The sequence below is a fragment of the Shimia fortis genome (genome assembly GCF_040225985.1).
Lineage (GTDB): Bacteria > Pseudomonadota > Alphaproteobacteria > Rhodobacterales > Rhodobacteraceae > Shimia.
In genome coordinates this window covers 88,362-114,838 of the sequence record NZ_JBBPEU010000012.1, presented here as the reverse complement: position 1 = coordinate 114,838, position 26,477 = coordinate 88,362, and the positions used below count along the sequence as shown (strand labels likewise).

Genomic DNA, 26,477 nt, shown 5'->3' with positions numbered 1-26,477 from the left:
GGTCAGAACAACCCAGTCAACAGTTACGGCGCCGTTTTCGTCTTTGCGGAAGTTTTTGATGAATTTGATCATGGTTTTGTCCCTCCAAAGGATCACTAGATTTTCAGTTTCCACCCGGCCGGCCCTTGGTGGGCCGCTCTCTCTCTGGCCCGGTGTCCGACTTGGTATGAAAGCAATATCCACTTTGATTGGGGCACGATTTGGGCGCGATTGGTGCCTTTTTCGTGCTTTGAAAGAAATTCTGAGTTTTTATCTTAAGTGTATGAAAATAAATTAAATTATTTGAAAAATGGCCCGTGCATGGGTTGCGAGCCTCCCCGAATTTGGCAATTTTGACACCTTTGCGGGCATTTTCCCGCTCGGAACTGGCTCTGTGGTGGGTTTTTTGCGAGACTTGCAGGCAAGTAACGACAAAAAAGTCGGGCAGTACACCATGATGACGAGCAGGATTCTGTTTCCATGCCTTCTTGCGCTGGGTCTTTCGGCCCCGGCCGCAGCCGAGTCGCCGCCACCTTTCCCTGATTTCAAAGCCAAACGCGTGACACCGCCCAAACCGGGGCAGAAAAAGCGGATCACAGTGCAGATCGAACCGACCGTGCCCGCGGTCCCCGTGGCGCCCGCCCCCAAAGCAGAAAGCGGGGATGCAGATCAACCTGCAATCGCTAGCAGCTATGCTTGGTTCTGGGAAAAGGTCTCGCCTGATTTGTCCGCCTCCGGGCCGGGTCGGCTGCGAGTGGCGCTGGACGCCCTAAGCGCGCCCCCGGCCGGTCACGGTGTTGCGGCGCCGCGCCTGCAGGTCATGCAGGGGCTTGCCCAGAAACACGGGATCGACATCCTCAAGGCTACCGTAGGCACCCAAGTTTCACCAGCGTTGGTGCTGGCCGTGATCTCGGTCGAGTCCGGGGGGCGTGTCGATGCGGTCAGCAGTGCAGGTGCCGCAGGTCTGATGCAGTTGATGCCCGCGACTGCGGATCGGTTTGGCGTGGCGGACCGGGTGATTCCGGCCGAGAACATCAAGGGTGGGGTCGCGTTTCTGGATTTCCTGATGGAACGGTTCGATACCGACCCGATGCTGGTCCTGGCAGGATATAATGCCGGCGAAAACGCGGTGACCAAGCACAACGGCGTGCCGCCCTTTGCGGAAACACGCGATTACGTGCCCAAGGTTCTGGCCGCCTACAAGGTGGCCCGCGGGTTATGCCGGACACCGCCGCAGTTGATCTCGGACGGGTGCGTTTTCGTCACGCCGTGACGCCCGCAGACGATGTCAGCAGTTCGGGACGTTCACGGCCAGCCCGCCCAGCGAGGTTTCCTTGTACTTTTCGTGCATGTCCTGACCGGTCTGGCGCATAGTTTCGATCACCGCATCCAACGGCACGAAATGATGGCCATCCCCGCGCAGGGCCAGTGAAGCCGCGGACACGGCCTTGATCGCGCCCAGCCCGTTGCGCTCGATGCAAGGCACCTGCACCAGACCTTTGACAGGGTCGCAAGTCATGCCGAGATGATGCTCAAGCGCGATCTCGGCGGCGTTTTCGACCTGTTCCGGCGTACCGCCCATCACGGCACACAATCCGGCTGCGGCCATGGCAGAGGCGCTGCCGACTTCGGCCTGACATCCGGCCTCGGCCCCCGAGATTGAGGCGTTGAATTTGACGAGTCCCCCGATTGCCGCCGCCGTCAAAAGGAATTCCTCGATTTTCGACGTTGTGGCCCCGGGGACATGATCCAGCCAATAGCGGATGACCGCCGGCAGAACCCCCGCCGCGCCATTGGTCGGTGCCGTGACCACCTGTCCCCCGGCCGCGTTTTCCTCGTTTACGGCCATGGCATAGGCGCTCATCCAGTCATTGATGGTGTGCGGCGCATTCAGGTTCATTCCACGCTCGGCCTGCAAGGCGTCATGGATGCCCTTGGCGCGACGGCGCACGTTCAGGCCCCCTGGCAAGGTGCCGTCGGTGGTCAGGCCGCGCTCGATACAATTGTTCATCACGTCCCACAGGCGGGCGCAACCGGTCTTGAGGCTTTCGGAGCAGCCGCGCGAAATCTCGTTCGCGCGTTTCATATCGGCGATGGACTTGCCCGAGCTTTTGGCCATTTCGAGCATTTCCGCAGCGGTTTTGAAGGGGAAGGGCACAGGTGCGCCTTCATCCGTGGCCTTGCCAGCAGCCAGTTCGCCCTCGGTCATCACGAAGCCGCCGCCGATCGAGTAGTAGGTTTCCTGCAGGATCACGTCGCCCTGCGCATCGGTCGCCATCAGGATCATGCCATTGGCGTGACCGGGCAGGTTGGGACCAAAGTCGAACTTCAGGTCCTCGGACGGATCAAAATGCAATTCCGGTAGCCCGCTGGGAGACACCGTTTTTGTGTCTTTGATCCCTGCAAGGGTGCGCTCTGCTTTTTCGTGGTCATATGTGTCGGGCAAAAAGCCGGCCAGCCCAAGGATCGTGGCTCGGTCAGTGGCGTGCCCCACGCCTGTAAAGGCAAGCGAGCCGTGCAGCGAGGCACGCAGACCGTGGAAATCGAACGGAGAGGCGCGCATCTGGTCGAGAAACCGCGCCGCCGCCACCATCGGGCCCATGGTGTGGGATGAAGATGGGCCAACACCCACCTTGAACATGTCGAAAACCGAAAGAAACATTTAGAGAGCCACTCCTTCAAACGGTCGGGGCGGGGATGGGTTTGTGAACGGGCGCGCGGCCATGCCCTCTGTCTGACACAAGGTATGAACAGACGGGCGGGTTTCGATCCGCTTTGCGAGATCATAGAGATTGGGCCAGTCTTTCAGCGCAAACCAGTCTGTGTCCTGTTTGGGGTACAGCGCCATCCAGCGCAGCATGGGGCACAAATAGAGGTCCAGCACCGAAAGGTTGTCCGGGTTGTTGAACCAAAGCTGGCCTGTTGCTGCATTACTTTCGAACAGGCGCAAACCTTCGAGGACATTGGCGCGCGCGCCGGAAAGCAATGCTTTTTGGGGCGCCCGCATGTCCCCGACGTATTTCTGCGGATAGAAGGTCATGCGCAAATTGGCGTGCAGCGTGTTAGAGGCGTAGAAAAGCCAGCTCAGGAAGGATGTACGCTCGGGGCCGGTGACCGGCGGAGCCAGACGGCCCGAGGTGTCCGCCAACCAAAGGAGGATCGCGGCCGTTTCGAACATGGTGCCGTCCGGTGTTTCCAGCGCGGGTATCTTGGCCGCGGGATTCAGTTTGCGAAAGACAGTACTCTGCTGCGCATTTTGTGACCGGTCCACAAGGACGGTTTCATAGGGCAAACCCAGTTCTTCAAGCGCAAGGCGCACGATTCCCGAAGCATTGTCGGGGGCATAGTGAAGTCGTATAAGTTTACTCATGCGATGGAAGGTAAGCGGCGGCCCTGCCAAGTGGGTGTCTCAAAGCGACGTTTCCTTTCGGAAACGCGCTCATTTTGTTTATTGCATGGTTACGCAGGGCGCGCACTGCCTTGGCCGGAGGTTCTCCTGGATGTGCGGGTACGGTGAGAGGTGACCAAACCAGCCGGTATTGCCGAAATATGGGCCCATCACACAGGAGATACATCGAAAACTGCTGTTTTGCCGTAGCCCCCCGCACGCTTCTTTCCTATAACCTTGGCAACAAGAACAAGGGAGTCGCCGTATGTCCGGAGAATTGTCACCCATCGACAAGGCCAAGTTCGTCGCCGCAAAGAAGGCGGCAGAATATGTCGAGGACGGGATGCGTGTCGGCCTTGGCACCGGTTCGACCGCCGCGTGGCTGGTGCGTTGCCTTGGAGAAATGGTGCGCGACGAGGGTCTGCGTATCAAGGGCGTGCCGACCTCGACACGTACGGCGCAGTTAGCGCGCGAGGTCGGGATCAACGTGGTCAGCCTTGACGAGGCGCGCTGGCTGGATGTGACCATTGATGGTGCCGACGAATTCGACGGGGACCTGAACCTGATCAAGGGCGGGGGCGGCGCGCTTTTGCAGGAAAAGATCGTGGCGACTGCTTCGGATCAAATGGTCGTGATTGCCGATATCGGGAAAGAGGTCGAAACGCTGGGCGCGTTTCCCTTGCCGGTCGAGGTGATCCCGTTTGGCTGGCAGACCACACAGGCCCTGATTGAAGAAACACTGGTCAGCATGGATGTGTTGGGGCGGACCTCGACCCTGCGCATGAATGGCGACAGCCCGTTCGTGACAGACGAAGGGAACCACATTCTTGACCTGCACCTCAACCGCATTGGCGATGCCCGCCAGTTGGCCATGGTGCTGAACCAGATGCCGGGCGTGGTTGAAAACGGGCTGTTCATTGATATCTGTGACGCGGTTGTTGTCGGTTATGGTGACGGGCGCGTGGAAGTGCGGGACATCAATGCCGGAACGATCGAAGAGGCGATGTTGGATTTCGCGGAAACCGACAACCTTTTCACTGATCTGGTAGACTAAGGGCGGAAAATGGCTTTCGATTATGATTTGTTTGTCATCGGTGGCGGATCCGGTGGCGTCAGGGCTGCGCGTGTCGCGGCCCAAGAAGGTGTCAAAGTGGCTCTGGCCGAAGAGGACCGCTATGGCGGCACCTGCGTAATCCGCGGATGTGTGCCCAAAAAACTGATGGTGTTTGCCAGCGAATACGCCGGCATGGTCGAGGACGCGCAAGCCTATGGTTGGGATATCCAGCCCGGCGCCTTTGACTGGGACGTGTTCCGCGGCAAGCTTTATGCCGAGCTGGACAGGTTGGAAAACGTCTATCGCGGGATCCTGAAAAACAACGGCGTAGAAACCTTCGACCAGCGGGCCAAGTTGGCGGATGCGCACACGGTCGAACTGGCCGATGGTACACGCAAAACCGCCAAGCATATCCTGCTGGCAACGGGGGGGCGCCCCGTGTTGCCCGGCATCGAAGGCGATGAGTTGGGGATCACCTCGAACGATATTTTCCATCTCGAGAAACTGCCCGAGTCTATTCTGATTGTCGGCGGCGGATACATCGCCTGCGAATTTGCGGGCATCCTGAACGGCATGGGCGTGAACGTGACCCAGTATTATCGCGGCGCCCAAATTCTGCGCGGGTTTGACGACGAAGCGCGTGGACTTGTCAGCGAAGAAATGTGCCAGCGGGGCATCAAACTGCATCTGGGCACCAATATCGTGCGGATGCAGAAAGAAGGCGACAAGATCCGCGTCGTGGCGACGAATGGCGATGAGAACCTGTTCGATCAGGTGATGTTCGCCACGGGGCGTTCCCCCAACAGCGATGGCCTTGGTCTGGAAGAGATCGGTGTGAAACTCGGCCGCAAGGGCGAGGTGGTGGTCGATGACTATAGCCAGACCGCCGTGCCGTCGGTCTATGCCGTGGGTGATGTGACTGACCGCGTGAACCTGACGCCGGTCGCGATCCGCGAAGGCATGGCGTTTGTGGAAACCGTGTTCAAGGGCAACCCGACCAAGCCCGATCACGAACTGATCCCGACCGCGATTTTCACCCAGCCCGAGATGGGCACGGTGGGCCTGTCCGAGGAAGACGCCGCCGAGCAGGAACCGATCGAGGTTTACGCCACAAGTTTCAAGCCGATGCAGCAATCTTTTGCGGGGCGTAGCGAGCGGGTGCTGATGAAACTTGTTGTCAGCCAGAAAACCCGCAAGGTTTTGGGGTGTCATATCGTAGCGCCCGGCGCGGGGGAAATGATCCAGTTGGCCGGCATCGCGGTCAAGATGGGCGCCACCAAAGAGGATTTTGACCGTACGGTTGCGGTACATCCGACCATGTCGGAAGAAATCGTCACAATGAAGACACCGACCCGTACGGGTTGAATTTCGCGGCGCGGGGCACAGATTTCTGTGCAGAGACGCTGAAATAGTTAGGGAAGGGATGAACCTTTATGGCAGGAAATAGTGGCGGCCCCTGGGGCGGCGGCGGAAATCAGGGCGGCGGAGGCGGCGGTGGTGGTCACCGTGGCCAGAACGGCGGCGGAAATCAGGGGGGCGGCGGTGGCCGAGGCCCCAACGATGAAGGCCCTCAGATCCCTGATATCGAAGAATTGATGAAAAAAGGTCAGGATCAGCTGCGCGTGCTCATGGGCGGTCGCGGCGGGTCGGGCAACGGCCAGAACGGCGGTCGTCCGCCATCGGGTGGCGGGATCAGCAAGCCAATGGTCGCCATCGGTATCGTTGCGGCCGTGGTCGCATGGGGCGCTGCCAGCCTCTATTCGGTCAAGCCCGAAGAAAAATCGGTCGAGCTGTTTCTTGGTGAATACCTGCAAACTGGCGAGCCGGGTCTGAACTTTGCCCCGTGGCCGCTGGTTACGGCAGAGGTTCTGCCGGTCACGCGCGAACAAACCGAAGACATTCCGTCGTCGGGCCGTGTGGTCGATGGTCTGATGTTGACGGGGGACGAGAACATCGTCGATATCGACTTTCAGGTGGTCTGGAACATCTCGGATCCTGCGCAGTTCCTGTTCAACCTGCGTGATCCGCGTGACACCATTCGCGCCGTGTCGGAATCGGCCATGCGCGAGATTATCGCACAGTCGGAACTGGCGCCGGTCCTGAACCGTGATCGTGACGTCATTGCCGACCGCCTTCAGGATTTGATCCAGTCGACGCTCGACAGCTATGATTCGGGCGTGAACATCGTCCGGGTGAACTTTGACGGTGCTGATCCGCCCGAACCGGTGAAGGATTCGTTCCGCGAAGTGCAATCGGCATCGCAGGAACGTGACCGTCTCGAGAAACAGGCAGACGCCTATGCCAACCGCGTGTTGGCCGGTGCGCGCGGTGAAGCCGCGCAGGTTCTCGAAGAGGCCGAGGCCTATCGCGCCCAGGTCGTGAACGAGGCCGAAGGTGAAGCCAGCCGTTTCTCGGCTGTTCTGGAGGAATACCAGAAAGCGCCGGACGTGACCCGTAAACGTCTCTACCTCGAGACGATGGAAGAAGTTCTTGGCCGGGTCGACAAGGTCATTATCGACGAACAATCCAATGGTCAGGGTGTTGTCCCGTACCTTCCCCTGAATGAACTGAACAAGGGAGCGAAGAAATGAGAAAATCTAGTTTCCTCCTGCCGATCATCGCCGTCATTGGCATAGCGATTTATTCGGCACTGTTCATTGTGGACGAGCGCGAAAAGGCGCTGGTGCTGCAATTTGGTCGTGTCGTTGATGTGAAGGAAGAGCCCGGGCTCTATTTCAAGATTCCGCTTATTCAGGAAGTGGTCAGCTATGATGACCGGATCCTGAGCCGCGAAGTCGGTCCTCTGGAAATCACGCCCTCTGATGACCGTCGTCTGATCGTGGACGCCTTCGCGCGGTACCGGATCACGGATGTGGTCCAGTTCCGTCAGGCCGTTGGTCCCGGTGGTGTTGCTCTCGCCGAACAGCGTCTGGACAATATCCTGCGGTCGCAAACACGCGAGGTACTGGGTAAAGTGACATCGAACGACATCCTGTCGTCCGATCGTGCGGCGCTGATGCTGAACATCCGCAACGCTGCGATCACCGAGGCACAAGGTCTGGGTCTCGAAGTGATCGATGTCCGTCTGAAGCGTACCGACCTTCCGCAGGCCAACCTCGAAGCGACCTTTGCACGGATGCGTGCAGAACGTGAACGGGAAGCCGCGGACGAGATCGCACGTGGTGAAGAAGCTGCGCAGCGTGTTCGGGCGCAGGCCGACCGGACCGTGGTCGAACTGGTATCGGATGCAAACCGCCAGTCGGAAATCATCCGCGGTGAAGCCGACGCGAAACGCAACGGCATCTTTGCCGAAGCCTTTGGCGCAGATCCGGAGTTCTTTGAATTCTACCGTTCGCTTGCAGCCTATCGTAACTCCCTTCTCGAAGGGAATTCCACGATGGTGATGTCTCCGGATAGTGATTTCTTCAACTATCTGAAATCGGACACCCGCGAATGATCGGGACCGCATTATTGGCGATTGGCCTTGTGCTGATCATCGAGGGGCTGGTGTACGCACTGGCCCCTTCGCTTGTCGAGCAACTGCTCGAGGCGCTGCGCCAGTTGCCGGAAGGACAGCGCCGCACATTGGGCTTGATCTCGATCGCTGGCGGTGTCGCATTGGTCTGGATGGCAAAAGCATTGGGCGCCTGACCATTTCGGTTTATGTTTCAAATATCTCACGAACTATTCACCATACGTGGTGACATCGCGATCCGGCGCCCGTTGCAGACAGCAATGCGGAACGCCATTTTTAACGCAATTGGCAGCGGGGGCATGATCCGCTGCCGCCAAATCAGTCATACACAGGAGACAAGGCATTGACTAATCAAGCAATCGCAAGTCGGCCTTACGCGCGGGTGCGCGGATTGTGGGTCGCCTTGGTGGCTCTGGCCGTGATGGTGGCACAGGCCACGGTCGCGCAGGCCCGCCCGGAAAGCTTTGCAGAACTGGCCGAGAAAATCAGCCCGGCTGTTGTGAACATCACCACCTCGACCGTGGTCGCGGGGCGCACCGGGCCGCAAGGCATCGTGCCCGAAGGATCACCCTTCGAGGATTTCTTCCGCGAATTTCAGGATCGTCAGGGCAACGGGGACCGTCCCCGCCGCACATCTGCGCTGGGTTCGGGGTTCGTGATTTCGGAAGACGGGTTCGTGGTCACGAACAACCACGTCATTGACGGCGCCGATGAAATCCTGATCGAGTTTTTCTCGGGCGAAGAACTGCCTGCCAAACTGATCGGCAAGGACCCCAACACTGATATCGCTCTGCTGAAAGTCGAGTCGGACAAACCGCTGGACTTTGTCAATTTCGGTGACAGTGACACGGCGCGTGTCGGGGATTGGGTGATCGCCATGGGCAACCCGCTGGGGCAGGGGTTCTCGGTGTCCGCTGGCATCGTGTCGGCGCGCAACCGTGCCCTGTCAGGCAGCTATGATGACTATATCCAGACCGATGCCGCGATCAACCGAGGCAACTCGGGTGGGCCGCTGTTCAATATGGATGGACAGGTTGTCGGCGTAAACACTGCCATTCTGTCCCCCAATGGGGGCTCGATCGGGATTGGTTTCTCGATGGCGTCGAATGTCGTGACCAAGGTTGTCGACCAGCTGAAGGAATTCGGCGAAACCCGTCGTGGCTGGCTGGGTGTGCGCATCCAGAACGTGACCGAAGATATGGTCGATGCCATTGAAGGTCTGGACAAGGCCGCTGGTGCGATGGTCACCGACGTGCCCGAAGGCCCCGCGCGTGACGCTGGGCTTCTGGCTGGCGATGTCATCACCACCTTCGACGGGAAACAGGTCGAAGACGTGCGTGGTCTGGTGCGTCAGGTCGGCAATACAGATGTGGGGAAAACCGTGCGCATCGTGGTGCTGCGCGATGGCGAAACCAAGAACATCAAGGTGACGCTGGGCCGCCGTGAAACAGCGGAAGGAAATGGTGCGACGCCTGCCCCGGAACAGCCGGAAACGGTCGAAAAGGAAATCCTGGGTCTGACTGTGACGCCGCTGACCGATGACATGCGTTCGGAACTGGGTGTGGCCGAAGGTACCGAGGGTTTGGTTGTCACAAATGTCGACGAGTCGTCAAAGGCGTTTGAAAAAGGCCTGCGCGCCGGTGATGTTCTGACCGAGGCCAGCCAGCAAAAGCTGACCAGCGTGAGCGATCTGGAAAAGCGTATCTCCGAGGCCAAAGAGGCCGGTCGAAAGTCGCTGCTCCTGCTGGTGCGTCGCGGTGGTGAGCCGCGTTTCGTGGCGCTCAATATCGAAGACTGATGGGTCACTGACCTGAACGAGGAAGGGCGCCGCTTGGCGCCCTTTTTTTCTGCACGATCATCCCGTGTCGCGTTCCACCGCCACAAGGCCCAGACTTCGCGCCGCTTCCAAGGACAGGATCGCACTGTCGAGACCCTGCGCCTCTTGATAGCGCCGGATCGCGACAAGCGTGCGTTTGTCCCTCTGGCCGGTGATGCTTCCATGATACAGCCCACGTGCCGCCAGCGCGCGCTGCACGGAAGATGTGAATTCTTCGGTCCAGACGTCTTCGCACGGTGTTTGGAACCACGTTTCCCGGCGTTCCTGAACGATCTGTTGTCGGGTTTCGCTGCGGAACACGGCTTGGCTCAGAACGGTGCCATCCGCCAGGACCTCGGCGGGTTGCACCATGACCTGTTCCGTGACGGTTTCGATCACCGCAGGCGATACCTCACGCCCCCAGCAGGTACCGGGTTCCGCCCCCGGCGGGGCCAGCGCGGTGCTGCGCACCAGGCCGGGTTCACCAAGCGCCTCGAGATCCTGTGCCACCGCGCCTGGCTCGACACAACCTGTCAATGCGATGGCGGAAACAGCCAGAATCGGGAAAACGCGTTTGAACATCGGTGGCCTGCTCTGTGCTTTTGCACGGGGTTTTGTCCTTCATAGCCTGATTTGGGGCTTGCAAAAAGCCTTTTGGTGGCGCGCAGTGCCCGCGGCAGCAGCTCTCGTGGCCGCGGTTCTGGGGAATTTGTCGCCCCGTGACATGGCAGAAGTCGCAAATTGTACTGGAAGAGTCCCCAGCCGGTGCTTAGTTAAGGGCAAAACACTCGCAAGGAAAGTTTCAGGACATGGCAAAGATCACTTATGTCGAACATAACGGGACCGAGCACACCGTAGACGTGGCCAACGGGCTGACCGTGATGGAAGGCGCCCGCGACAACAATATTCCGGGTATCGAGGCAGATTGCGGCGGGGCCTGTGCCTGTTCGACCTGCCATGTCTATGTGCATCCTGATTGGGTCGAGAAAGTTCCGGCCAAGGATGACATGGAAGAGGACATGCTGGACTTTGCGTATGAGCCCGATCCGACCCGGTCGCGTCTGACCTGTCAGATCAAGGTGACAGATGCCCTTGACGGTCTCGTCGTGCAAATGCCCGAAAAACAGATCTGATGTTTCCGAGGGTGCGCCAGCCTGCCTCGCGCTTGGGTTGGCGCCACTTGCGCCGCCTCTTTCTTGGTGCGGGCCTGATTTGTGTCAGCGCCGTAACGGCCGGCGCAGATATCCTGTCGGCGCGGTATACAGATCCGACATCGGTTTACGGGCACGGTGTGGTGCCGCGCGGCGAATACGAAGCCATCGAATTTCGGCTGAAAGACGGGCAGGTTCTGTCCTCGCCTGCCGGGTCTTCGGCTGTTTACGAAGACACCGCTCCGCGCCTTGTCGACGTGACGGGCGATGGCGTTCCCGAAGTCCTGAGTGTGATTTCCTATTTCGACCGGGGCGCGGCGCTTCGGGTTTGGGACGTCGTGCGCAATGGCGCGACGGGGACATCGCAATTGCAGGTGCTGGCCGAGACACCGGCGATCGGTCGGCGGCACCGTTGGTTGGCCGTGGCGGGGGCTGCGGATCTCGACCGCGATGGCAGCATCGAGATTGCATATGTAGACCGCCCCCATCTGGCGAAAACACTTCGGATATGGCGTCTAGAGGGCGACGAATTGATACAGGTTGCGGAAAAGTCCGGCCTGACCAATCACCGGATCGGAGAAACCCATATCACAGGCGGCATTCGGGATTGTGGAGACGGGCCCGAGATCATCACGGCGGATGCGGCTTGGGCGCGCATCATTGCGACTCGATTCTCGGAAGGTCAGCTGACCAGCCGCGATATTGGGCGTTTCACCGGACGGCAAAGCGTTGCCGCAGCGATGGCGTGCCGGTCGTAACCACGCCTCACCCCATCCCCTAGCGTGTAGAAAACTGATGCCCTGAATTGGTCACGTGATCGCCGCTGATCGTGCCCAGCGATTGGAACAGCGCCGCGGTATTGCTGGCCCCGAATTTCTTGAGCAGCTTCGCGCGGTGCACTTCCACGGTCCGGTTGGACATCTTGAGCACCAACGCAATCTCTTTCGAGGTCATTCCCTCGCTCATCAACGAGAACACTTCGCGTTCTCGCCGGGTCAATTGCTGGTACGGGCGGGTGTCCGATAGGTCGGCAAAACTCCAGACTGCGCGCATTAGGGGGTCTTCGGGGGTAAAGGTATGTCCCCGCACACGGCACCAGAACAAATCGCCACCGTTGCGCATCATTACCCGTTCATCCCAGTACATATTTCCTTCGCGCAGCGACTCGACCCCGCGGTTGCGGATGTTCGCGAACTCTTCCTGGCTGGGATACAGGATCGCAAAGGTCTGGTCCCGCAGCGCCTCGCGGCCATAACCGAACATGTCGGCGAAGGTCTGGTTGCAATCCCGGATGACGCGGTTTTCGGTCACGACAATGCCGACCGGCACAAAATGAAAGGCCAGCTCGGTAAAATCGCGGTCTGCATAGGCTTGGTCGATGCGTGTTTCGTATGAGGTCTGAGCGGACATCCCCTGGTCCCCTTGGTTGTTAGGGCAAGGTAGAGATTTGCCGCGCCATAGGCAAATTCTAACTCAGATAAAACCGGTCGGGTTTCAGCGGCGCGGGCGGGATCAGGTTCAGGTGTTTTGAAATACTGATTTCCATCGTGCGACACATGGCATCCAGTGGCAAACTGTTCACGGTTTCCCCGAAAGGATGGGCCAGTTCTTCGGTGACCTCTGCGAGGCCAAAGAACACATAGGCGACAACGCCGACAAACACGGGTGTCATCCAACCGGCACTGTCCAAAAGGGCAAAGGGCAGCAGCAGCGCGTAAAGATAGGTGGTGCGAAACACCAACAGAGAATACACAAAAGGCAGTGGTGTCGTGGCGATCCGTTCACATCCGGCTTGTGCAAAGGCGATACTCGACAAACGTTCGGTCAGCGCCTTGGCGCCGAACCCATCAAGCGCACCCTCGCGTTTGGCCTCGACCAAGATTTCATTCATGCGATCCATTGCGGCGCAAGGAGGGTGGGGCGCCTCTGAAAAACTCTCCCCGCACCATTCTTGCGCCTTCCTACTACTGGGAAGTTTCCGCAATTGCATCCGATGCAAATGGAGAAAGGCGATTGTAGTGCGTAACAGCTTTTCTCTGAGTTGCGGGTTGGCCAGAAACAGATCTGTTTCCCGGCCCAGTGAACGGACATCCGCAATCAGTTGCCCCCAAAGGCGCCGCCCTTCCCACCACCGGTCATATGCGGCGTTGTTCCGAAACCCCAAGAAAAGGGACAGCGCGATTCCAAAGCCAGCCAAGGCAGACACAGAGGTATGGGGAAGGCGCAGGAGATCCGAGTCGATGATGACAATGGCCACCGAGAACAAGACAAAGCCAAGAATGCGTGGCGAAATGCGCGGCAACACCGAACCGCGAACGGCAAATAACAGTTCAAACAGGCGAGGTGTATCACGAACGATCATTTTTCTGGTCCGGTTTTCATGGCTGCAAACTGGACGATTACAAAATGACACAATTCTCTGGCGCGTTCTATACGACGCTCACAGGACCAAAGACGCCAGATAGCAGACCCTCATCCAAAGGTGGGGTCTGACGCATACGACATTCTAGAAGAACATGGGGAGTGCAAGGCGCGGTGGTCACGCTCCGAGGAGCAGATCAGAGCGCGCGCCAGCCGATATCTCGACGGTAGAACCCGCCGGGCCAGTCGATGGCTTCAACCATCTCATAGGCACGATCCCGGGCTTCCTGCAGGGTGGCACCGCGCGCGGTCACGTTCAGGACCCGCCCGCCACTTGCCATGATAGCCCCGTCCTTGGCGGTTGTGCCTGCGTGAAACACCATGTTCTTGCTATCTTCGGGCAGGCCATCAAGCCCCTTGATGACGCTGCCTTTATCGTAACTGCCCGGATAGCCGTTCGCCGCCATCACCACCGTGATTGCGTGGTCGTCGGCCCAGTTGACCTGCGCCTCGGCCAGACGTTCTTCGGCAGCAGCGTGCATCAGGTCCATCGCCTGAGCGCCAAGGCGCATCATCAGAACCTGACATTCAGGATCACCAAAGCGCACGTTGTATTCCACAAGGCGGGGTTCGCCGTCCTTGATCATCAGCCCGGCATAGAGCACCCCTTGATAGGGCGTGCCGCGTTTGGCCATTTCGTCGATCGTGGGCTGGATGATCTCGTCCAGCGCCTTTTGCGCGATCTCGTCCGAGAGAACGGGCGCAGGCGAATAGGCCCCCATACCGCCGGTGTTCAGGCCGGTATCGCCTTCGCCCACGCGCTTGTGGTCTTGGGCCGTGCCGATGGGCAGCGCGGTCTTGCCATCGCACAGGATGAAGAAAGACGCTTCCTCACCTTCCATGAACTCTTCGATCACCACTTCGGCCCCTGCGCCCCCAAAAGCGCCGCCGAACATGTCGTCGATGGCGTCCAGCGCGGTTTGGTCGTCCATGGCGACGATCACCCCCTTGCCCGCGGCCAGCCCGTCGGCCTTGACCACAATGGGCGCGCCTTGTTCGCGGATATACGTTTTGGCGGCCTCGGCGTCGGTGAAATGTCCATAGGCTGCAGTCGGTGCCTTGGCCGCGTCGCAGATTTCCTTGGTAAAGCTTTTCGAGGCTTCCAATTTGGCTGCGCCTTCGGACGGTCCGAACACAAGAATGCCGGCCTCGCGCAGACGGTCCGCCACGCCTGCGGCCAGCGGGGCCTCAGGGCCGATAATGACAAAGTCGATGGCATTCTCTTCGGCAAAGTTCACCACCACGCCGCCATCCTCGATGTCAAAGCTTGCGCAATCGGCGATCTTGGCGATCCCCGCATTGCCCGGCGCGACGATCAGCTTGTCACATTTCGGGTTCTGCATGACAGCCCATGCCAGCGCATGTTCGCGCCCGCCGCTACCGAGGATGAGGATGTTCATTGGGGGATGCCCTTCTGCTTGGCCTTCGTTTGCAGGCGTTCTAAGCTGTGGCGAACTGTCTGACAAGCGAGGCCAAATGTCCGACCTGATCGATTCCCCGATTGAGGGCGAAAACGCCCCGGAATTTAGCGTATCGGAAATTTCCGGGGCCCTGAAACGCACCATCGAGGGGGCGTTCGGGCGGGTGCGCGTGCGTGGTGAGGTCGGGCGCGTGATGCTGGCGCGGTCGGGGCATCTCTATTTCGATGTCAAGGACGACCGGTCTGTCATTGCCGCGGTCAGCTGGAAAGGGCAGGTCAGTCGCCTGTCCATGATGCCCGAAGAGGGCATGGAGGTTGTCGTCACCGGCAAGCTAACGACCTTCGGCAGCCAGTCCAAGTACCAGATCAACGTCGATGACGTCACCGTCGCGGGCGAAGGCGCGCTGATGGCGATGCTTGAAAAACGCAAAAAACAGCTGGCTGCCGAGGGTCTGTTCGCGCCGGAACGCAAGAAACCGCTGCCCTATCTGCCCGAGATCATCGGTGTCGTGACCTCGCCCTCGGGGGCGGTGATCCGTGATATCCTGCACCGGTTGCGCGACAGGTTCCCGCGCAAGGTGTTGATCTGGCCGGTTGCCGTGCAGGGCGAACAATGCGCGTCGCAGGTGGCGCGCGCCATCTCGGGGTTCAATGCCCTGACTCCCGGCGGGGCCATGCCGCGCCCTGACCTGCTGATCGTAGCGCGGGGCGGTGGGAGTATTGAAGACCTCTGGGGGTTCAACGAGGAAATCGTTGCCCGGGCGGCCGCGGCCAGCGATATTCCCCTGATCTCGGCCGTGGGGCATGAAACAGATACGACGCTGATCGACTTTGTCTCGGACCGTCGCGCGCCCACCCCGACCGCTGCGGCAGAAATGGCCGTTCCGGTGCGGCTGGACTTGCTGGGCTGGACAGACGAGCAGGGAGCACGCCTGACGCGGGCCCTGAGCGAGGGCGTGTCCCGTCGGGGCCAGCGTTTACGCGACCTTGCCCGCGCCCTGCCGCGCCCCGATACCCTGCTGCAAACACCGGCGCAGCGTCTGGACAATGCGTCCGAGGCCCTGCCGCGTGCCTTGCAGGCCGGGGTGCAACAGCGCCGCGTCAAATTGAGTGAAACCAGTGGAAGCCTGCGCGCCAGTGCCCTGAAACGCATGATCGACACCAAGCGACAGGCGCTGGGTCGGCGTGCCGACCGGCTGAGCCCTGTCGCCCTGACCCGAGAAATCGCACGCCGCAAGGACAAGCTTGAGGTGACTGGTGGTCGCCTTGAAGATCTGTTCCGGCGCCGCATCGAAACGCAGAAAGAAAAACTCGCCGGGCTTGAGCGTCTGCGCATCACGCTTGGGTACAAGGCAACGTTGGAACGCGGCTATGCCGTGGTGCGCGGCGATGGCGATCTGGTGACCAGCACCAAGGCGGCGCGCAAGGCCAGCGAGATCGAGATCGAGTTCGCAGACGGCACCTTCAAGTTGGGGGCCAAGCCGGCGGCAAAGAAAGCGCCCAAACCGAATCCCTCGCCCACACAAGGCAGTCTCTTCTAGGACATCGCTTCAGATGTCTGACCTGCTTTTGCGGTCAGGTTAAACCCCGACGTCGGGACCAAGGCACAGCATCTCGTCCCCCGTCTCAACTTCGTACAGCACGGTCGGGTCGTCCCCGGTGGCAAATTCGGCACGCAACCCGACACCATCCTCGAAAAACAGCCAGCATTGCGGCTCGGGGTTGTCTTCGTAGACAAAGCAGATCTGCGGCCCGCTTTCGTACCAGATGCCGTCTTTGCATTTCCCATCCAGGAATGACCAGCGCACGCGGCGATCCGGCAGGTATTCCTCGACCCCATAGCGTGTGCCATCCGCACCGTAGAACAGGATTTTGCCAAGGGTGCGCTGTTCGAACGCCTGCGCTGACAGGGGTGTTTCGGCCGTTGCCATGACGGGCAGGAACAGGAAGAGGAAAAGAAACCGCATAGTGCAAGACTGCCAGAGGACGGGGGCCGCTGCCAAGCCTTATGTGGAAAGCGCCGCCACCCGCGGGTTCATCACGGCCCGCCATTTGCGTGGCCACAGGGCAAGGGTCGCCATGACCGGCAAGGATCGGGGCAACACGGGCATCGTTGCTTCGTCCAGTTGCAACGAGGGATAGGTGCGCAACGGGTTCATGTGGTGGTCTGAATGGCGCGGCGCGTTCAGCATCAGGGCCGAACTGTAGAAATGGGGTGTGTTCCAGCTGTGCTCGGGGCCGACGGGTTCGAACTTGCCGGTCTCAAGGCGCTTTCGACGCAATCCGTAATGCTGCACATAGTCCGACAGCAGGAGTTGCATCTGGGCATAGCAAGTGATGGCCAAGAGGGCCGCGATGCCGCCCCACCCGAACAACAAGGCCGAACCTGCGACCATGCCACAAGCGCCCAGAATATAGGCCACGTAAGGGTGCGACCAGATTGAAAGGTCCGTTTTTGCCCGCGCGCGCAGGTCGTTTTCGGCCTGCAACCCCTCTCGGAAACTGCCGATCCAGGCGCGTGGCCAGAAACGATAGAAGCTTTCATTCGGGGCGGGGCTGTTCGGGTCGCGCTCTGTCGCCACCCAGATATGGTGCACCTTGGGATGGGCCGAGGCATGGTGCCCGAAAAGCAGCGAGATATAGACCAGAACCCCAAGGCGACGGGGCCAGCGCCCTTGCTTATGGATCAATTCGTGGGCGTTGGCATTGCTCACCTGTCCGAAGAACAGACCAAAGGCGATAAAACAGGCTGCCCGTTCCCATGCGGACAGGTCGCTTGGTCCGCCAACGGCGTAGACGGCAAGACAAATTAATAAGAGATGCGCTAGACCGAGGCTCACCGCCAGGCCTTCACCCACCGGAAATTCTCCACCGACCCCCCTACGGGCCGCCGCACCATGCACCAGCCGGTCCATGACATGCACGAACGCGCCCTGATACAGCAGCGCTGCAAGACAGAATGCGCCCCCCCAGACACCCGCAAGTGTCAGCAGCAGCACAGGAACAAGTGTGGCGATGGAAAACCAGAGCATCAGTCAGGTTGCCTGTTCTAAATCGGTTGCCCCGGCCAACCTGACAGGGGGCGTTTGCAAAAGGCATTTGGTTCACCCCGCAAGAGAACGCTTACGGGTGCATGCATGTCGCTTTTGGTATGCCCTCTTTCCCGGACAAAAGGCTATTTTCGCGACTGAATCAAGATGAAGGAACCCGGAATGGCACTGGACGATTCGAAAAAAGGCATCTGGAAATCCGGCAAGGGCAAAGGTCGCAAGACCCCGAAAGGGCGCCAGCTGGACGATACTGCACATGCCGAGGTTCTGGCGTTGCTGGGTGAACGTCCGCGCAACCGGGATCTTCTGATCGAGTTTTTGCACCTGATCCAGGATGCCTATGGCCATCTGTCGGCGCCTCATCTGCGGGCGCTGGCCGAGGAAATGCGCATAGCGCAGGCCGAGGTTTACGAGGTGGCGAGCTTTTATGCACATTTCGATGTGGTCAAAGAGGGCGAAACGCCGCCGCCCGCCCTGACCATCCGGGTCTGCGATTCCCTGTCTTGCGAACTGGCCGGGGCGCAGGAACTCAAGAAGGTGCTGGAAGAGGGGCTTGATCCGTCCGAAGTGCGCGTCTTGCGTGCGCCTTGCATGGGGCGCTGTGATACCGCGCCCACGCTGGAACTGGGCCACAATCACATCGACCACGCCACGCCGGAAAAGGTCATGGCGGCGATTCACGCGGGCGAGACCCATGTCCGCATTCCGGATTATCAGGGCTTTGCCGAATACAAAGCCGATGGCGGCTATCGTACGCTGCAACAACTGCGCGAAAACGGTAATTGGGAAGAGGTTCAAGCCCAGATCAAAGAGGCCGGCCTGCGCGGCCTGGGCGGGGCCGGTTTTCCGTCCGGCACCAAATGGGGGTTCGTGCGGGCCAACCCCGGTCCGCGTTATCTTGCCGTCAACGGGGATGAAGGCGAACCCGGCACGTTCAAGGACCGCCACCACCTTGAACGCAATCCGCATATGTTCCTTGAGGGGATGCTAATCGCAGCCTGGGCCGTCGAGGCCGTTACATGTTTTGTCTATATCCGCGACGAAAACCCTGCCGTGCGCGAAATTTTGCGCCGCGAGGTTGCCAACCTCGAGGCCGAGGGCCTGGTCGAGCCCGGATATATCGACCTGCGTCGCGGGGCCGGGGCTTATATCTGCGGGGAAGAATCCGCGATGATCGAGTCGATCGAAGGCAAACGCGGCGAGCCGCGCCACCGCCCGCCCTTTGTTGCGCAGGTCGGTGTCTTTGGTCAGCCGACGCTGGTGCACAATGTCGAGTCGCTTTACTGGGTTGCGCGCATCGTGCGCTTTGGTCCCGAGGTGCTGAACGCGACGGAAAAGAACGGGCGTCGTGGTTTGCGAAACTATTCCGTGTCTGGCCGCGTGGCCAATCCGGGGGTCTATCTGCTGCCCGCAGGTTCGACCATTCTGGACATTATCGAGGCCGCGGGCGGCATGGCCGAAGGGCACAGTTTCAAGGCCTACCAGCCGGGCGGGCCTTCGTCGGGGTTGTTGCCTGCGTCGATCAACGATGTGCCGCTGGATTTTGACACGCTGCAACCGTTGGGCACCTTCATCGGATCGGCGGCAGTTGTCGTCCTGTCCGATCAGGACAGCGCCCGCGCGGCGGCGCTAAACATGCTGCGCTTTTTCGAGGACGAAAGCTGTGGGCAATGTACGCCCTGTCGGGTGGGCTGTGAAAAAGCCGTCAAGTTGATGCAGGCGGATCATTGGGATCAGGATTTGCTGGAAGAGCTCAGCCAGACCATGGTGGATGCGTCGATCTGCGGTTTGGGGCAGGCGGCGCCCAACCCGATCCGTCTGACAATCAAGCATTTCCCCGACGAGGTTTGAAGCGCATTAAAGCGCCGGACATGTGAAACCCTGTACCCCGCCCCGTAGCGGGGTATTTTTTTGGAAAAGTACGCGAGACATTTTGCCCCGCGACTGGTTTAGTGCCCGCACTGCACAACGAGGCCCTAATGACCGTTCTGGAAGAAATTGCTCTGCGCCAATCGACAATGTATGCCAGCCTTTCGGTCGGACTGTTGTTCGCTGCGATCTACGCTGTGGGCTTTTGCTATCGCGGGCCAAGTATACCTAAGACGCTGGTCAAGGCGGTGCCCTTGCTGGCCTTTGCGGTGGCGGGGGCAGTTAATTTCGCGGCGCCACTGGTCGTTGCCGGGCTGGCCTTGTCCGCCTTGGGCGATATCGCCTTGTCCCGCGACGGGGAAAAGCCGTTTCTGGTTGGGTTGGTTGCCTTTGCCTCGGCACATTTGCTTTATATCCTGCACTTTCTTCAAATCGGGGAAGTGTCGAATGTTGGCACGCTGGCGATTGTTGCGATGGTGGTGTTCGCCCTTTCGACCGAATTCTGGCTGATCCCCCATGCCGGCGTGATGAAATCGCCGGTGCGGCTTTATGTGGTTTTGATTGCCGCTATGGGGTTGACTGCATTGTCACTTGAGGGGCGGGATATCGCCGTCTGGGGGGCATTCGCCTTTCTGGCGTCTGATACGATCCTGTCGATCCAGCTGTTCCGCATGACGGCCACCTCGCGCTGGCAGGTACCCGCCTCTGTGTCTCTCTGGTTGCTTTATGCGCTTGGGCAATGCGCGATCCTGATCGGCGCAGGCTTTGCGCGGCCGCTCTTCCAAATCTGACAAATCCGCAGTAGGTGAAGAAAGACGTATTTCCGGAGTTCGCAATGGCGTTTTTTTCAAAGCTCAAGGACAGGCTGTTCAAATCGTCTTCCAAACTTGAAGAAGGATTGGATGCGATCGTCGAAGATGGCGGCGAGGAAGTGTCGCAGGAACAGGATGTGACACAAACAGCCCCTGCGCCCGCTTCAACACCAGCGCCCCCGAGCAAAGATGCGGCAGAACCCGAAAGCGCGCCTCTCGATGCTGCGCCCGAGCCAACACCCGAAGAGCCGCCGGTCGAGACGCCCGAGCCACCCGCAGCGCCCGAAGTGACTGCAGAAGAGCCTCGGACCGAGCCCGAACCTGCCGCGAAACCCGGTTTCCTTGCGCGGCTGACCGGGCGCGCAGGCAGCAAGCCCGTCGTCAAGCGCGTGCTGGATGACGACATGTTGGAACAGCTGGAAGAGCTGTTGATTGCGTCGGATATGGGTGTGGATACGGCCCTGCGGGTCACTGCGAACATTGCCGAGGGGCGGTTCGGCAAGCGGCTCTCGACCGACGAGATCAAGAAAATCCTTGCCGATGAAATCGCGCGCGTCATGGAGCCCGTTGCGCGGCCTCTGCCTCTTTATCCCAACACGCCACAGGTCGTGCTGGTGGTCGGGGTCAACGGGTCGGGCAAGACAACCACAATCGGCAAACTGGCGAGCCAGTTCAAATCGGCTGGCAAGAAGGTTGTGATTGCCGCCGGTGACACCTTCCGCGCAGCGGCTGTCGAACAGTTGCAGGTCTGGGGTGATCGCGCCGGCGTGCCTGTCCTGACTGCGCCCGAAGGGTCTGATCCGGCCAGCCTTGCCTTTGACGCCATGACCAAGGCGCAGGAAGAGGGCGCGGACCTTTTGATGATCGACACCGCTGGACGGTTGCAGAACCGCGCCGACCTCATGGAAGAACTGGCCAAGATCGTGCGCGTGATCCGCAAGAAAGATGAAACTGCGCCGCACAACACGCTTCTGGTGCTTGACGCGACAACAGGCCAGAACGCGGTGAGCCAGGTCGAAACCTTCCAGAAACTGGCCGATGTGTCGGGGCTGGTCATGACCAAACTCGACGGGACGGCCAAGGGCGGTATCCTTGTTTCCCTTGCCGACAAGTTCGGCTTGCCGATCCATGCCATCGGGGTGGGTGAACAGATTGATGACCTTGCCCCGTTTGATCCTGAAGAATTTGCGGCAGCATTGACGGGGCTGACGACCGAGTGATCGTAACGGCGACGCGCCCTCTGTTTGGCCGCTCAGGATTTCGCAGATGAGCGACTGGCTGACCGCGATTGAAGGCACGCCTGCAGGGGAACAGGCCGCGTTGTGGCTGGCCCTGACTGCGGCCTTCCTGCATGCGGTTTTTGGCGCCTTGCAAAAGGGGCGTCACGACCCATGGCTGTCGCGAGGCGCGATTGACGCGGCGCTGGTGGTGATTTCCATGCCCGTGGCGCTGTTCATGGTGCCTTGGCCGGAAGGGCGGGTCTGGGGCATTTTGGTCGGCGCCATGGCGATCCATTTTGTCTACAAACTCGGGATGGCGCTGGCCTATTCCCGCGGGGCGTTCACGGTGGTCTATCCGGTGGTACGCGGGACCGGCCCGTTGTTCACGGTGGTCGGAGCCTGGATCATCTTTGGCGAAAGCTTTGCCCCGCTACAATGGTTGGGTGTCGCAGTCCTGCTGGCGGGGATTTTTGGCTTGGCCATCTACAACCTTATCCATGTCGAGACCGGGCGCGATACGCTTATTCCCGCGCTCTGGCTGGCTGTGGGCACGGGGGCGCTGGTAGCGATTTATACCACCTATGATGCCTATGGGATTCGCGCGACGCCGGATCCGTTCACTTTTCTGGCGTGGTTCTTTTTCCTCACGGCACTGGATTTTCCGATCATCGCCGCCTTGCGCTGGCGTAACATGGCCCACCGTCCACCCCTGCGGCCCTTGCTGTGGCGCGGACTGGCCGGGGCGTTGGTGGCCTGGGGCAGTTTCGGGGCGGTGATGCTGGCCACGCGCCTTGGCAAGGTGGGCGAGGCTGCAGTTTTGCGCGAAACGTCACCGGTTTTTGCTGCCGTGATCGGCTGGTTGATCCTGCGCGAAACGGTGGGCCCCCGAAGGATCGCCTTGATGACCTTGATCGCGGCGGGGGCTGTGATAGTTGAGGTGGCAGGATAAGAACAGGAATGACCGTGCAGAACAGCCCCAAACCCATCAACCCGGTACTCAAGCAAGTGCTGGAACTTGGCCCGACCATTGCCTTTTTCGTGATCTACCTGTGGATCAAGGATGACACCTTTGTTCTTGCCGGAACCGAATACTCGGGCTTTATCGTGTCTGCCATCGTGTTTGTCCCGATCCTTCTGGTGGCAATGGGGATCCTCTGGCATCTGACCGGGCACCTTAGCAAGATGCAGGTCTTCACAGCGTTCATGGTGATCTTTTTTGGCGGGCTGACGGCGTGGTTCAACGATGAACGGTTCTTCAAGATGAAAACCAGCATTGTCTACGGGACATTGGCGGGGCTTTTGGGAATCGGCCTTTTGCAGGGCAAATCCTATCTGTCTTATGTCATGGGCGACATGATCCCCATGCGCAACGAAGGTTGGATGATCCTCACGCGCCGCCTGTTCGCAGTGTTCATCCTCTTGGCGATTGGCAATGAACTTGTCTGGCGCAACATGTCGGAAGAAGCCTGGGTCAAGATCGAAACCTTCGGCTTTCCGGCCTTGCTGTTCGTGTTCCTTATGTCGCAAGGGGCGATGTTCCAACGCTATGCGCTGGAAGAAGACGATCAGGTCTGACGCCTAGCGTTTGAACAGAACCGACTGGGCATCCTTGTCTTTGCGGAAATCCCCGCGTTTTTCGGCGAACAGGGCGCGTCCGCGCTTTACGCCTTGGCGTGCCCCCACAGTGTTCAGCCACCGCGCAAGGTTCGGTTTGTCCTCAAGGGTTTGCTGCTGCCCCTCCCAGAGCGAGGCCCAGCCCCAGATCGACATGTCCGCGATGGAAAAGAAGTCTCCTGCGACGAATTCCGTCTGCGCCAGTTGGCCGTCCAGCACCTTGTACAGTCTGGCAACCTCGTTCCTGTAGCGGTCCTTGGCATAGGGAATATCGTTGGGCGGATCCATTGCGGGCGCATATTTGAGAAAGTGATGAGCCTGTCCTGCCATCGGGCCAAGCCCCCCCATCTGCCACATTAGCCATTGCTCGACCGCGACTCGTTCACGCTCAGTCGTACCGCCGAACATCCCCGTTTTGCGGGCAAGATATTGCAGGATCGCGCCCGACTCGAATATCGAGATCGGCGCGCCGTCCGGGCCGTCCCGGTCGATGATGGCGGGCATCCGGTTGTTGGGGGCGATTTTCAGGAACGTGGGGTTGAACTGATCCCCTGCGCCGATATCGACAAGGTGCGTGGTATAGGGCAGGCCCATTTCCTCAAGCGCAATCGAGACCTTCCATCCGTTCGGGGTGGGCCAGAAATAGAGATCAATCATGTCGCGCTCCGGTTATTGGGACTGCGCTATGATGCCTGTTTCGCGAAGCCGGGCAAGGGGCCGGGCAGGGGAAGGCGCCAGTTTGTCGGACGCGTTTGGTGTTCGACCTCTTCTAACAGGGATTTCAACGCGTAGAACGGCAGGGTTTCGGGGGTTATGAGCAACGTCCGGTAAAACGAAAAAACACCCGGTCGCAAATAGGTCGACCAATGGCAATGGAAGTGTCTGGCAGGTGCAATACCAAAACCCTTGGCGCCGAGTGCCTCCAATACGGGTTGCCTGTCGATCCGGATCGTCAGGACGTTTTTGCCCTCTAACCCGCGACCCAAAGCCCGGTCAGAGGGTGTCTGTTTGGGGAAAACGCATTCGAACAGGGTATCGTAGATCCGGTTTTCATTGCTGACGACATTGAACAACTCGCAAAGTTGCCCAGCCGGGCTTTGCAGGGCGCGTTCTGCATGGCTTTGGTACGTTGCGCCATTCAACAGGACCACACGGGCCAGATCGCCGGGGGTGAGCATCGACATGGCCGACAGGGCCAGATGCGCGCCCATGGAATGCGCAATCAGGTTGATGGGTTTTTCGGGCGCCATTTGGCGGACCATTCTCACGACGCGAACCAAGGCACTGGCGGCCACCTCTGCGGTTTGCTGTGCGGTCCGAAGGCCTCTCCGCGCAGCCCAGCCAAACGCAATGGCGATCCCCGCACCATGTGGGCGGTCGGCAATCCCGAGGTGTTGGGGCCAGCTTAGAGCCTTAGGGCAATCATGCGTCTTGCGGGTAGAAAAGATATGAGTGTGCGGGCAATGCAGGGGGTCATGGGGCAAAAACCTGTATCCGTGCACCATGATGACCACTGGGCCGTCCCTCTGAAGGGCGTCGGTCAGGGCTTTGTTCACTGCACGCGGGCTGTCATGCAGGACAGGATATGCGCCGTCGGCATTGATCCGTATGATTGGCATTCCGATACCCCCACTAGATCTTGTGTGCGGTAAATCGAATGTTTGTGCATTTTGCGTGAAACCCGCGTTACAGCACCGTGACGGTGTTGACGTGCCACAAACCGCTGCCTAAAGAGCAGGGAGTGGCGATTTGTTACCGGATTGCGGGCCACTTAAAACATGCTGCTAAAGAGGTCAGGACGAAGGAAACCCCTGCTCGCTTGGCCGACGGGGGTTTTTTGTTTGGGTGCAAGACCCAAGGAGGACGCGATGAGCGATTGGAAAACACGGACTAACCTGGTGCATGGCGGGACGCGCCGCAGCCAGTATAACGAGGTCAGCGAGGCCATTTTCCTAACACAGGGATTTGTCTATGACACGGCCGAACAGGCCGAGGCCCGCTTTATCCAGAGTGGCGACGATGAATTTATCTATGCGCGCTATGGAAACCCCACGGTTGCGATGTTCGAAGACCGGATCGCGCTTCTGGAAGGGGCGGAAGACGCATTTGCCACGGCGTCTGGTATGGCGGCTGTGAACGGTGCGCTGATGTCGATGCTGAAGGCCGGAGACCATGTCGTGGCCGCGCGGGCGCTGTTCGGGTCCTGCCTCTATATCCTCGAGGATATCCTGAGCCGGTTCGGTGTCGAAGTGACGCTTGTCGATGGCACAGATCTTGACGCCTGGCGTGCCGCCGTGCGTCAAGACACCAATTTGGTGTTTTTCGAATCCATGTCAAACCCGACGCTCGAAGTGATCGACGTGGCCGCCGTGGCCGAGATCGCGCATGCGGTTGGCGCGAAAGTTGTGGTTGACAACGTCTTTTCCACGCCGGTGTTTTCGCGGGCGATCGACCAGGGCGCTGACGTCGTGATTTACTCCGCCACCAAACATATCGACGGGCAGGGGCGAACGCTGGGCGGGGTGATCCTCGGGACACGTGAATATATTCGCGGGACCGTCGAACCCTTCATGAAACACACCGGCGGCAGCATGTCGCCCTTCAATTCCTGGGTGATGCTCAAGGGTTTGGAGACCATCGACCTGCGCGTGCGCGCTCAGGCTGACAGTGCCCAAAAACTGGCCGAGGCCCTGCATGGTCACCAGAAACTTGCCCGCATGATCTATCCCGGTCTGCCCAGCCATCCGCAGAACGATCTTGTGCAGCGCCAACTGGGCGGCAAGGGTGGCACGGTGGTTGCGCTTGACATCAAGGGTGGGCAAGAGGCGGCGTTCCGCTTCCTGAATGCGCTGAACGTGGCTGTTATTTCGAACAATCTTGGCGATGCCAAGTCGATTTGCACCCATCCTGCAACCACAACCCATCAACGCCTGCCCGACGAACAAAAGGTCGAACTCGGGATCACGCCGGGGCTTGTCCGGTTCTCGGTGGGGCTCGAAGATGCGGAGGACCTGATTGCCGATCTTCAACAGGCGCTGGATCAGGTCTGAGGGCAGGTCCGAGACGGCAGGCGCGTAGTTCTCGGATCTCGCGCCTCGTCCCTTTTCCCGTTTGTGATCTTGCGACACGGTTCTGCCGGTTCCCCCCCGGATCGGGTTGCAAACAGATAAATCCCCTGATTTCGTGGAAATGTTTGATCCGACAGGTC

At 59.6% G+C, this 26,477-nt stretch carries 26 protein-coding genes and 1 riboswitch; of the genes, 16 read left to right on the top strand and 10 right to left on the bottom strand.

What is annotated here, in order from left to right; genetic code table 11:
* Positions 1-436: 436 nt before the first annotated feature.
* The gene (locus WNE31_RS16270) at positions 437-1,252 is read left to right on the top strand and encodes a lytic transglycosylase domain-containing protein (protein WP_349981011.1); all 816 of its coding nucleotides are present in this window, start codon (positions 437-439) and stop codon (positions 1,250-1,252) included.
* A 15-nt stretch (positions 1,253-1,267) separates the two neighbouring features.
* Here the strand turns inward: WNE31_RS16270 and WNE31_RS16265 are convergent, their stop codons facing one another.
* Positions 1,268-2,641 carry an L-serine ammonia-lyase gene (locus WNE31_RS16265; protein WP_349981008.1) on the bottom strand — a complete coding sequence of 458 codons (1,374 nt, stop codon included), beginning with the start codon at positions 2,639-2,641 and terminating at the stop codon, positions 1,268-1,270.
* Complete coding sequence (locus WNE31_RS16260) at positions 2,642-3,349, bottom strand: glutathione S-transferase family protein (protein ID WP_349981007.1); 708 nt, start codon at positions 3,347-3,349, stop codon at positions 2,642-2,644.
* Between the two features lie 283 nt (positions 3,350-3,632).
* Between WNE31_RS16260 and rpiA the strand changes: the two genes are divergently transcribed.
* The 6 genes from rpiA to WNE31_RS16230 all read left to right on the top strand — a co-directional run bounded on the left by rpiA (position 3,633) and on the right by WNE31_RS16230 (position 9,694).
* The gene (rpiA, locus tag WNE31_RS16255) at positions 3,633-4,421 is read left to right on the top strand and encodes a ribose-5-phosphate isomerase RpiA (protein ID WP_349981006.1); all 789 of its coding nucleotides are present in this window, start codon (positions 3,633-3,635) and stop codon (positions 4,419-4,421) included.
* A gap of 9 nt (positions 4,422-4,430) precedes the next feature.
* Positions 4,431-5,786 carry a glutathione-disulfide reductase gene (gene gor, locus WNE31_RS16250; protein WP_349981005.1) on the top strand — a complete coding sequence of 452 codons (1,356 nt, stop codon included), beginning with the start codon at positions 4,431-4,433 and terminating at the stop codon, positions 5,784-5,786.
* 68 nt (positions 5,787-5,854) lie between these two features.
* Positions 5,855-7,012 carry an FtsH protease activity modulator HflK gene (gene hflK, locus WNE31_RS16245; protein WP_349981004.1) on the top strand — a complete coding sequence of 386 codons (1,158 nt, stop codon included), beginning with the start codon at positions 5,855-5,857 and terminating at the stop codon, positions 7,010-7,012.
* Positions 7,009-7,878 (top strand): protease modulator HflC, encoded by an 870-nt coding sequence (gene hflC / locus WNE31_RS16240; RefSeq protein ID WP_349981003.1) that lies wholly within the window; start codon positions 7,009-7,011, stop codon positions 7,876-7,878. The genes hflK and hflC overlap by 4 nt, the downstream gene beginning before the upstream one ends.
* Positions 7,875-8,072 (top strand): DUF2065 domain-containing protein, encoded by a 198-nt coding sequence (locus WNE31_RS16235; protein ID WP_349981002.1) that lies wholly within the window; start codon positions 7,875-7,877, stop codon positions 8,070-8,072. Before hflC ends, WNE31_RS16235 begins: the two co-directional genes overlap by 4 nt.
* Before the next feature lie 245 nt (positions 8,073-8,317).
* Positions 8,318-9,694: a Do family serine endopeptidase gene (locus WNE31_RS16230; protein ID WP_463407440.1), complete on the top strand. Its 1,377-nt coding sequence runs from the start codon at positions 8,318-8,320 to the stop codon at positions 9,692-9,694.
* A gap of 57 nt (positions 9,695-9,751) precedes the next feature.
* Here WNE31_RS16230 and WNE31_RS16225 read toward each other — a convergent pair whose 3' ends face one another.
* Positions 9,752-10,294 (bottom strand): peptidoglycan-binding domain-containing protein, encoded by a 543-nt coding sequence (locus WNE31_RS16225; RefSeq protein WP_349981000.1) that lies wholly within the window; start codon positions 10,292-10,294, stop codon positions 9,752-9,754.
* A gap of 227 nt (positions 10,295-10,521) precedes the next feature.
* On the opposite strand from WNE31_RS16225, the gene WNE31_RS16220 reads away from it, so the two are divergent.
* On the top strand, positions 10,522-10,845 hold the full coding sequence (locus tag WNE31_RS16220; RefSeq protein WP_349980999.1) for a 2Fe-2S iron-sulfur cluster-binding protein: 324 nt from the start codon (positions 10,522-10,524) through the stop codon (positions 10,843-10,845).
* A gap of 47 nt (positions 10,846-10,892) precedes the next feature.
* A complete protein-coding gene (locus tag WNE31_RS16215; RefSeq protein ID WP_349980998.1) occupies positions 10,893-11,621 on the top strand; it encodes an FG-GAP repeat domain-containing protein in 729 nt (242 codons plus the stop codon).
* A gap of 19 nt (positions 11,622-11,640) precedes the next feature.
* On the opposite strand, the gene WNE31_RS16210 is transcribed toward WNE31_RS16215, so the two are convergent.
* The 3 genes from WNE31_RS16210 to purD all read right to left on the bottom strand — a co-directional run bounded on the left by WNE31_RS16210 (position 11,641) and on the right by purD (position 14,684).
* A complete protein-coding gene (locus tag WNE31_RS16210) occupies positions 11,641-12,273 on the bottom strand; it encodes a LuxR C-terminal-related transcriptional regulator (RefSeq protein ID WP_349980997.1) in 633 nt (210 codons plus the stop codon).
* Between the two features lie 58 nt (positions 12,274-12,331).
* On the bottom strand, positions 12,332-13,225 hold the full coding sequence (locus WNE31_RS16205; protein WP_349980996.1) for a bestrophin family protein: 894 nt from the start codon (positions 13,223-13,225) through the stop codon (positions 12,332-12,334).
* Positions 13,226-13,421: 196 nt separating this feature from the next.
* The gene (gene purD / locus WNE31_RS16200) at positions 13,422-14,684 is read right to left on the bottom strand and encodes a phosphoribosylamine--glycine ligase (protein WP_349980995.1); all 1,263 of its coding nucleotides are present in this window, start codon (positions 14,682-14,684) and stop codon (positions 13,422-13,424) included.
* 76 nt (positions 14,685-14,760) lie between these two features.
* Here purD and xseA point away from each other — a divergent pair, with 76 nt between their 5' ends.
* A complete protein-coding gene (xseA, locus tag WNE31_RS16195) occupies positions 14,761-16,245 on the top strand; it encodes an exodeoxyribonuclease VII large subunit (RefSeq protein ID WP_349980994.1) in 1,485 nt (494 codons plus the stop codon).
* 39 nt (positions 16,246-16,284) lie between these two features.
* On the opposite strand, the gene WNE31_RS16190 is transcribed toward xseA, so the two are convergent.
* Complete coding sequence (locus WNE31_RS16190) at positions 16,285-16,671, bottom strand: hypothetical protein (protein ID WP_349980993.1); 387 nt, start codon at positions 16,669-16,671, stop codon at positions 16,285-16,287.
* Positions 16,672-16,710: 39 nt separating this feature from the next.
* The gene (locus WNE31_RS16185) at positions 16,711-17,736 is read right to left on the bottom strand and encodes an alkane 1-monooxygenase (protein WP_349980992.1); all 1,026 of its coding nucleotides are present in this window, start codon (positions 17,734-17,736) and stop codon (positions 16,711-16,713) included.
* A 180-nt stretch (positions 17,737-17,916) separates the two neighbouring features.
* Here WNE31_RS16185 and WNE31_RS16180 point away from each other — a divergent pair, with 180 nt between their 5' ends.
* From WNE31_RS16180 to WNE31_RS16160, 5 genes are all read left to right on the top strand, one after another.
* Complete coding sequence (locus WNE31_RS16180; protein WP_349980991.1) at positions 17,917-19,605, top strand: NAD(P)H-dependent oxidoreductase subunit E; 1,689 nt, start codon at positions 17,917-17,919, stop codon at positions 19,603-19,605.
* Between the two features lie 128 nt (positions 19,606-19,733).
* Positions 19,734-20,414, top strand: a complete 681-nt coding sequence (locus tag WNE31_RS16175) for a lysoplasmalogenase family protein (RefSeq protein ID WP_349980990.1) — start codon at positions 19,734-19,736, stop codon at positions 20,412-20,414.
* 44 nt (positions 20,415-20,458) lie between these two features.
* Positions 20,459-21,655 carry a signal recognition particle-docking protein FtsY gene (gene ftsY, locus WNE31_RS16170; RefSeq protein WP_349980989.1) on the top strand — a complete coding sequence of 399 codons (1,197 nt, stop codon included), beginning with the start codon at positions 20,459-20,461 and terminating at the stop codon, positions 21,653-21,655.
* Positions 21,656-21,701: 46 nt separating this feature from the next.
* A complete protein-coding gene (locus WNE31_RS16165) occupies positions 21,702-22,604 on the top strand; it encodes a DMT family transporter (RefSeq protein WP_349980988.1) in 903 nt (300 codons plus the stop codon).
* Positions 22,605-22,612: 8 nt separating this feature from the next.
* Positions 22,613-23,230, top strand: a complete 618-nt coding sequence (locus WNE31_RS16160) for an inner membrane-spanning protein YciB (RefSeq protein WP_349980987.1) — start codon at positions 22,613-22,615, stop codon at positions 23,228-23,230.
* A 3-nt stretch (positions 23,231-23,233) separates the two neighbouring features.
* On the opposite strand, the gene WNE31_RS16155 is transcribed toward WNE31_RS16160, so the two are convergent.
* Positions 23,234-23,926: a glutathione S-transferase N-terminal domain-containing protein gene (locus WNE31_RS16155; RefSeq protein ID WP_349980986.1), complete on the bottom strand. Its 693-nt coding sequence runs from the start codon at positions 23,924-23,926 to the stop codon at positions 23,234-23,236.
* Positions 23,927-23,952: 26 nt separating this feature from the next.
* Positions 23,953-24,888, bottom strand: coding sequence for an alpha/beta hydrolase (locus WNE31_RS16150; RefSeq protein WP_349980985.1), 936 nt, complete (start codon positions 24,886-24,888; stop codon positions 23,953-23,955).
* 112 nt (positions 24,889-25,000) lie between these two features.
* A riboswitch (SAM riboswitch) is annotated at positions 25,001-25,078 on the top strand.
* Positions 25,079-25,137: 59 nt separating this feature from the next.
* Between WNE31_RS16150 and metZ the strand changes: the two genes are divergently transcribed.
* On the top strand, positions 25,138-26,319 hold the full coding sequence (gene metZ, locus WNE31_RS16145; RefSeq protein ID WP_349980984.1) for an O-succinylhomoserine sulfhydrylase: 1,182 nt from the start codon (positions 25,138-25,140) through the stop codon (positions 26,317-26,319).
* Positions 26,320-26,477: the final 158 nt, after the last annotated feature.

Excerpts from the sequence above, each read along its gene's own strand:
- WNE31_RS16230 (WP_463407440.1), top strand. The coding sequence starts at position 8,318 with ATGGTGGCACAGGCCACGGTCGCGCAGGCCCGCCCGGAAAGCTTTGCA.
- purD (WP_349980995.1), bottom strand. The coding sequence starts at position 14,684 with ATGAACATCCTCATCCTCGGTAGCGGCGGGCGCGAACATGCGCTGGCA.
- xseA (WP_349980994.1), top strand. The coding sequence starts at position 14,761 with ATGTCCGACCTGATCGATTCCCCGATTGAGGGCGAAAACGCCCCGGAA.
- WNE31_RS16205 (WP_349980996.1), bottom strand. The coding sequence starts at position 13,225 with ATGATCGTTCGTGATACACCTCGCCTGTTTGAACTGTTATTTGCCGTT.
- WNE31_RS16165 (WP_349980988.1), top strand. The coding sequence starts at position 21,702 with ATGAGCGACTGGCTGACCGCGATTGAAGGCACGCCTGCAGGGGAACAG.
- WNE31_RS16190 (WP_349980993.1), bottom strand. The coding sequence starts at position 16,671 with ATGCGGTTTCTTTTCCTCTTCCTGTTCCTGCCCGTCATGGCAACGGCC.
- hflC (WP_349981003.1), top strand. The coding sequence starts at position 7,009 with ATGAGAAAATCTAGTTTCCTCCTGCCGATCATCGCCGTCATTGGCATA.
- rpiA (WP_349981006.1), top strand. The coding sequence starts at position 3,633 with ATGTCCGGAGAATTGTCACCCATCGACAAGGCCAAGTTCGTCGCCGCA.
- WNE31_RS16265 (WP_349981008.1), bottom strand. The coding sequence starts at position 2,641 with ATGTTTCTTTCGGTTTTCGACATGTTCAAGGTGGGTGTTGGCCCATCT.
- gor (WP_349981005.1), top strand. The coding sequence starts at position 4,431 with ATGGCTTTCGATTATGATTTGTTTGTCATCGGTGGCGGATCCGGTGGC.
- WNE31_RS16180 (WP_349980991.1), top strand. The coding sequence starts at position 17,917 with ATGGCACTGGACGATTCGAAAAAAGGCATCTGGAAATCCGGCAAGGGC.
- WNE31_RS16270 (WP_349981011.1), top strand. The coding sequence starts at position 437 with ATGACGAGCAGGATTCTGTTTCCATGCCTTCTTGCGCTGGGTCTTTCG.
- hflK (WP_349981004.1), top strand. The coding sequence starts at position 5,855 with ATGGCAGGAAATAGTGGCGGCCCCTGGGGCGGCGGCGGAAATCAGGGC.
- WNE31_RS16220 (WP_349980999.1), top strand. The coding sequence starts at position 10,522 with ATGGCAAAGATCACTTATGTCGAACATAACGGGACCGAGCACACCGTA.
- metZ (WP_349980984.1), top strand. The coding sequence starts at position 25,138 with ATGAGCGATTGGAAAACACGGACTAACCTGGTGCATGGCGGGACGCGC.
- WNE31_RS16185 (WP_349980992.1), bottom strand. The coding sequence starts at position 17,736 with ATGCTCTGGTTTTCCATCGCCACACTTGTTCCTGTGCTGCTGCTGACA.
- WNE31_RS16210 (WP_349980997.1), bottom strand. The coding sequence starts at position 12,273 with ATGTCCGCTCAGACCTCATACGAAACACGCATCGACCAAGCCTATGCA.
- WNE31_RS16155 (WP_349980986.1), bottom strand. The coding sequence starts at position 23,926 with ATGATTGATCTCTATTTCTGGCCCACCCCGAACGGATGGAAGGTCTCG.
- WNE31_RS16160 (WP_349980987.1), top strand. The coding sequence starts at position 22,613 with ATGACCGTGCAGAACAGCCCCAAACCCATCAACCCGGTACTCAAGCAA.
- WNE31_RS16225 (WP_349981000.1), bottom strand. The coding sequence starts at position 10,294 with ATGTTCAAACGCGTTTTCCCGATTCTGGCTGTTTCCGCCATCGCATTG.
- WNE31_RS16260 (WP_349981007.1), bottom strand. The coding sequence starts at position 3,349 with ATGAGTAAACTTATACGACTTCACTATGCCCCCGACAATGCTTCGGGA.
- WNE31_RS16175 (WP_349980990.1), top strand. The coding sequence starts at position 19,734 with ATGACCGTTCTGGAAGAAATTGCTCTGCGCCAATCGACAATGTATGCC.
- WNE31_RS16150 (WP_349980985.1), bottom strand. The coding sequence starts at position 24,888 with ATGCCAATCATACGGATCAATGCCGACGGCGCATATCCTGTCCTGCAT.
- ftsY (WP_349980989.1), top strand. The coding sequence starts at position 20,459 with ATGGCGTTTTTTTCAAAGCTCAAGGACAGGCTGTTCAAATCGTCTTCC.
- WNE31_RS16235 (WP_349981002.1), top strand. The coding sequence starts at position 7,875 with ATGATCGGGACCGCATTATTGGCGATTGGCCTTGTGCTGATCATCGAG.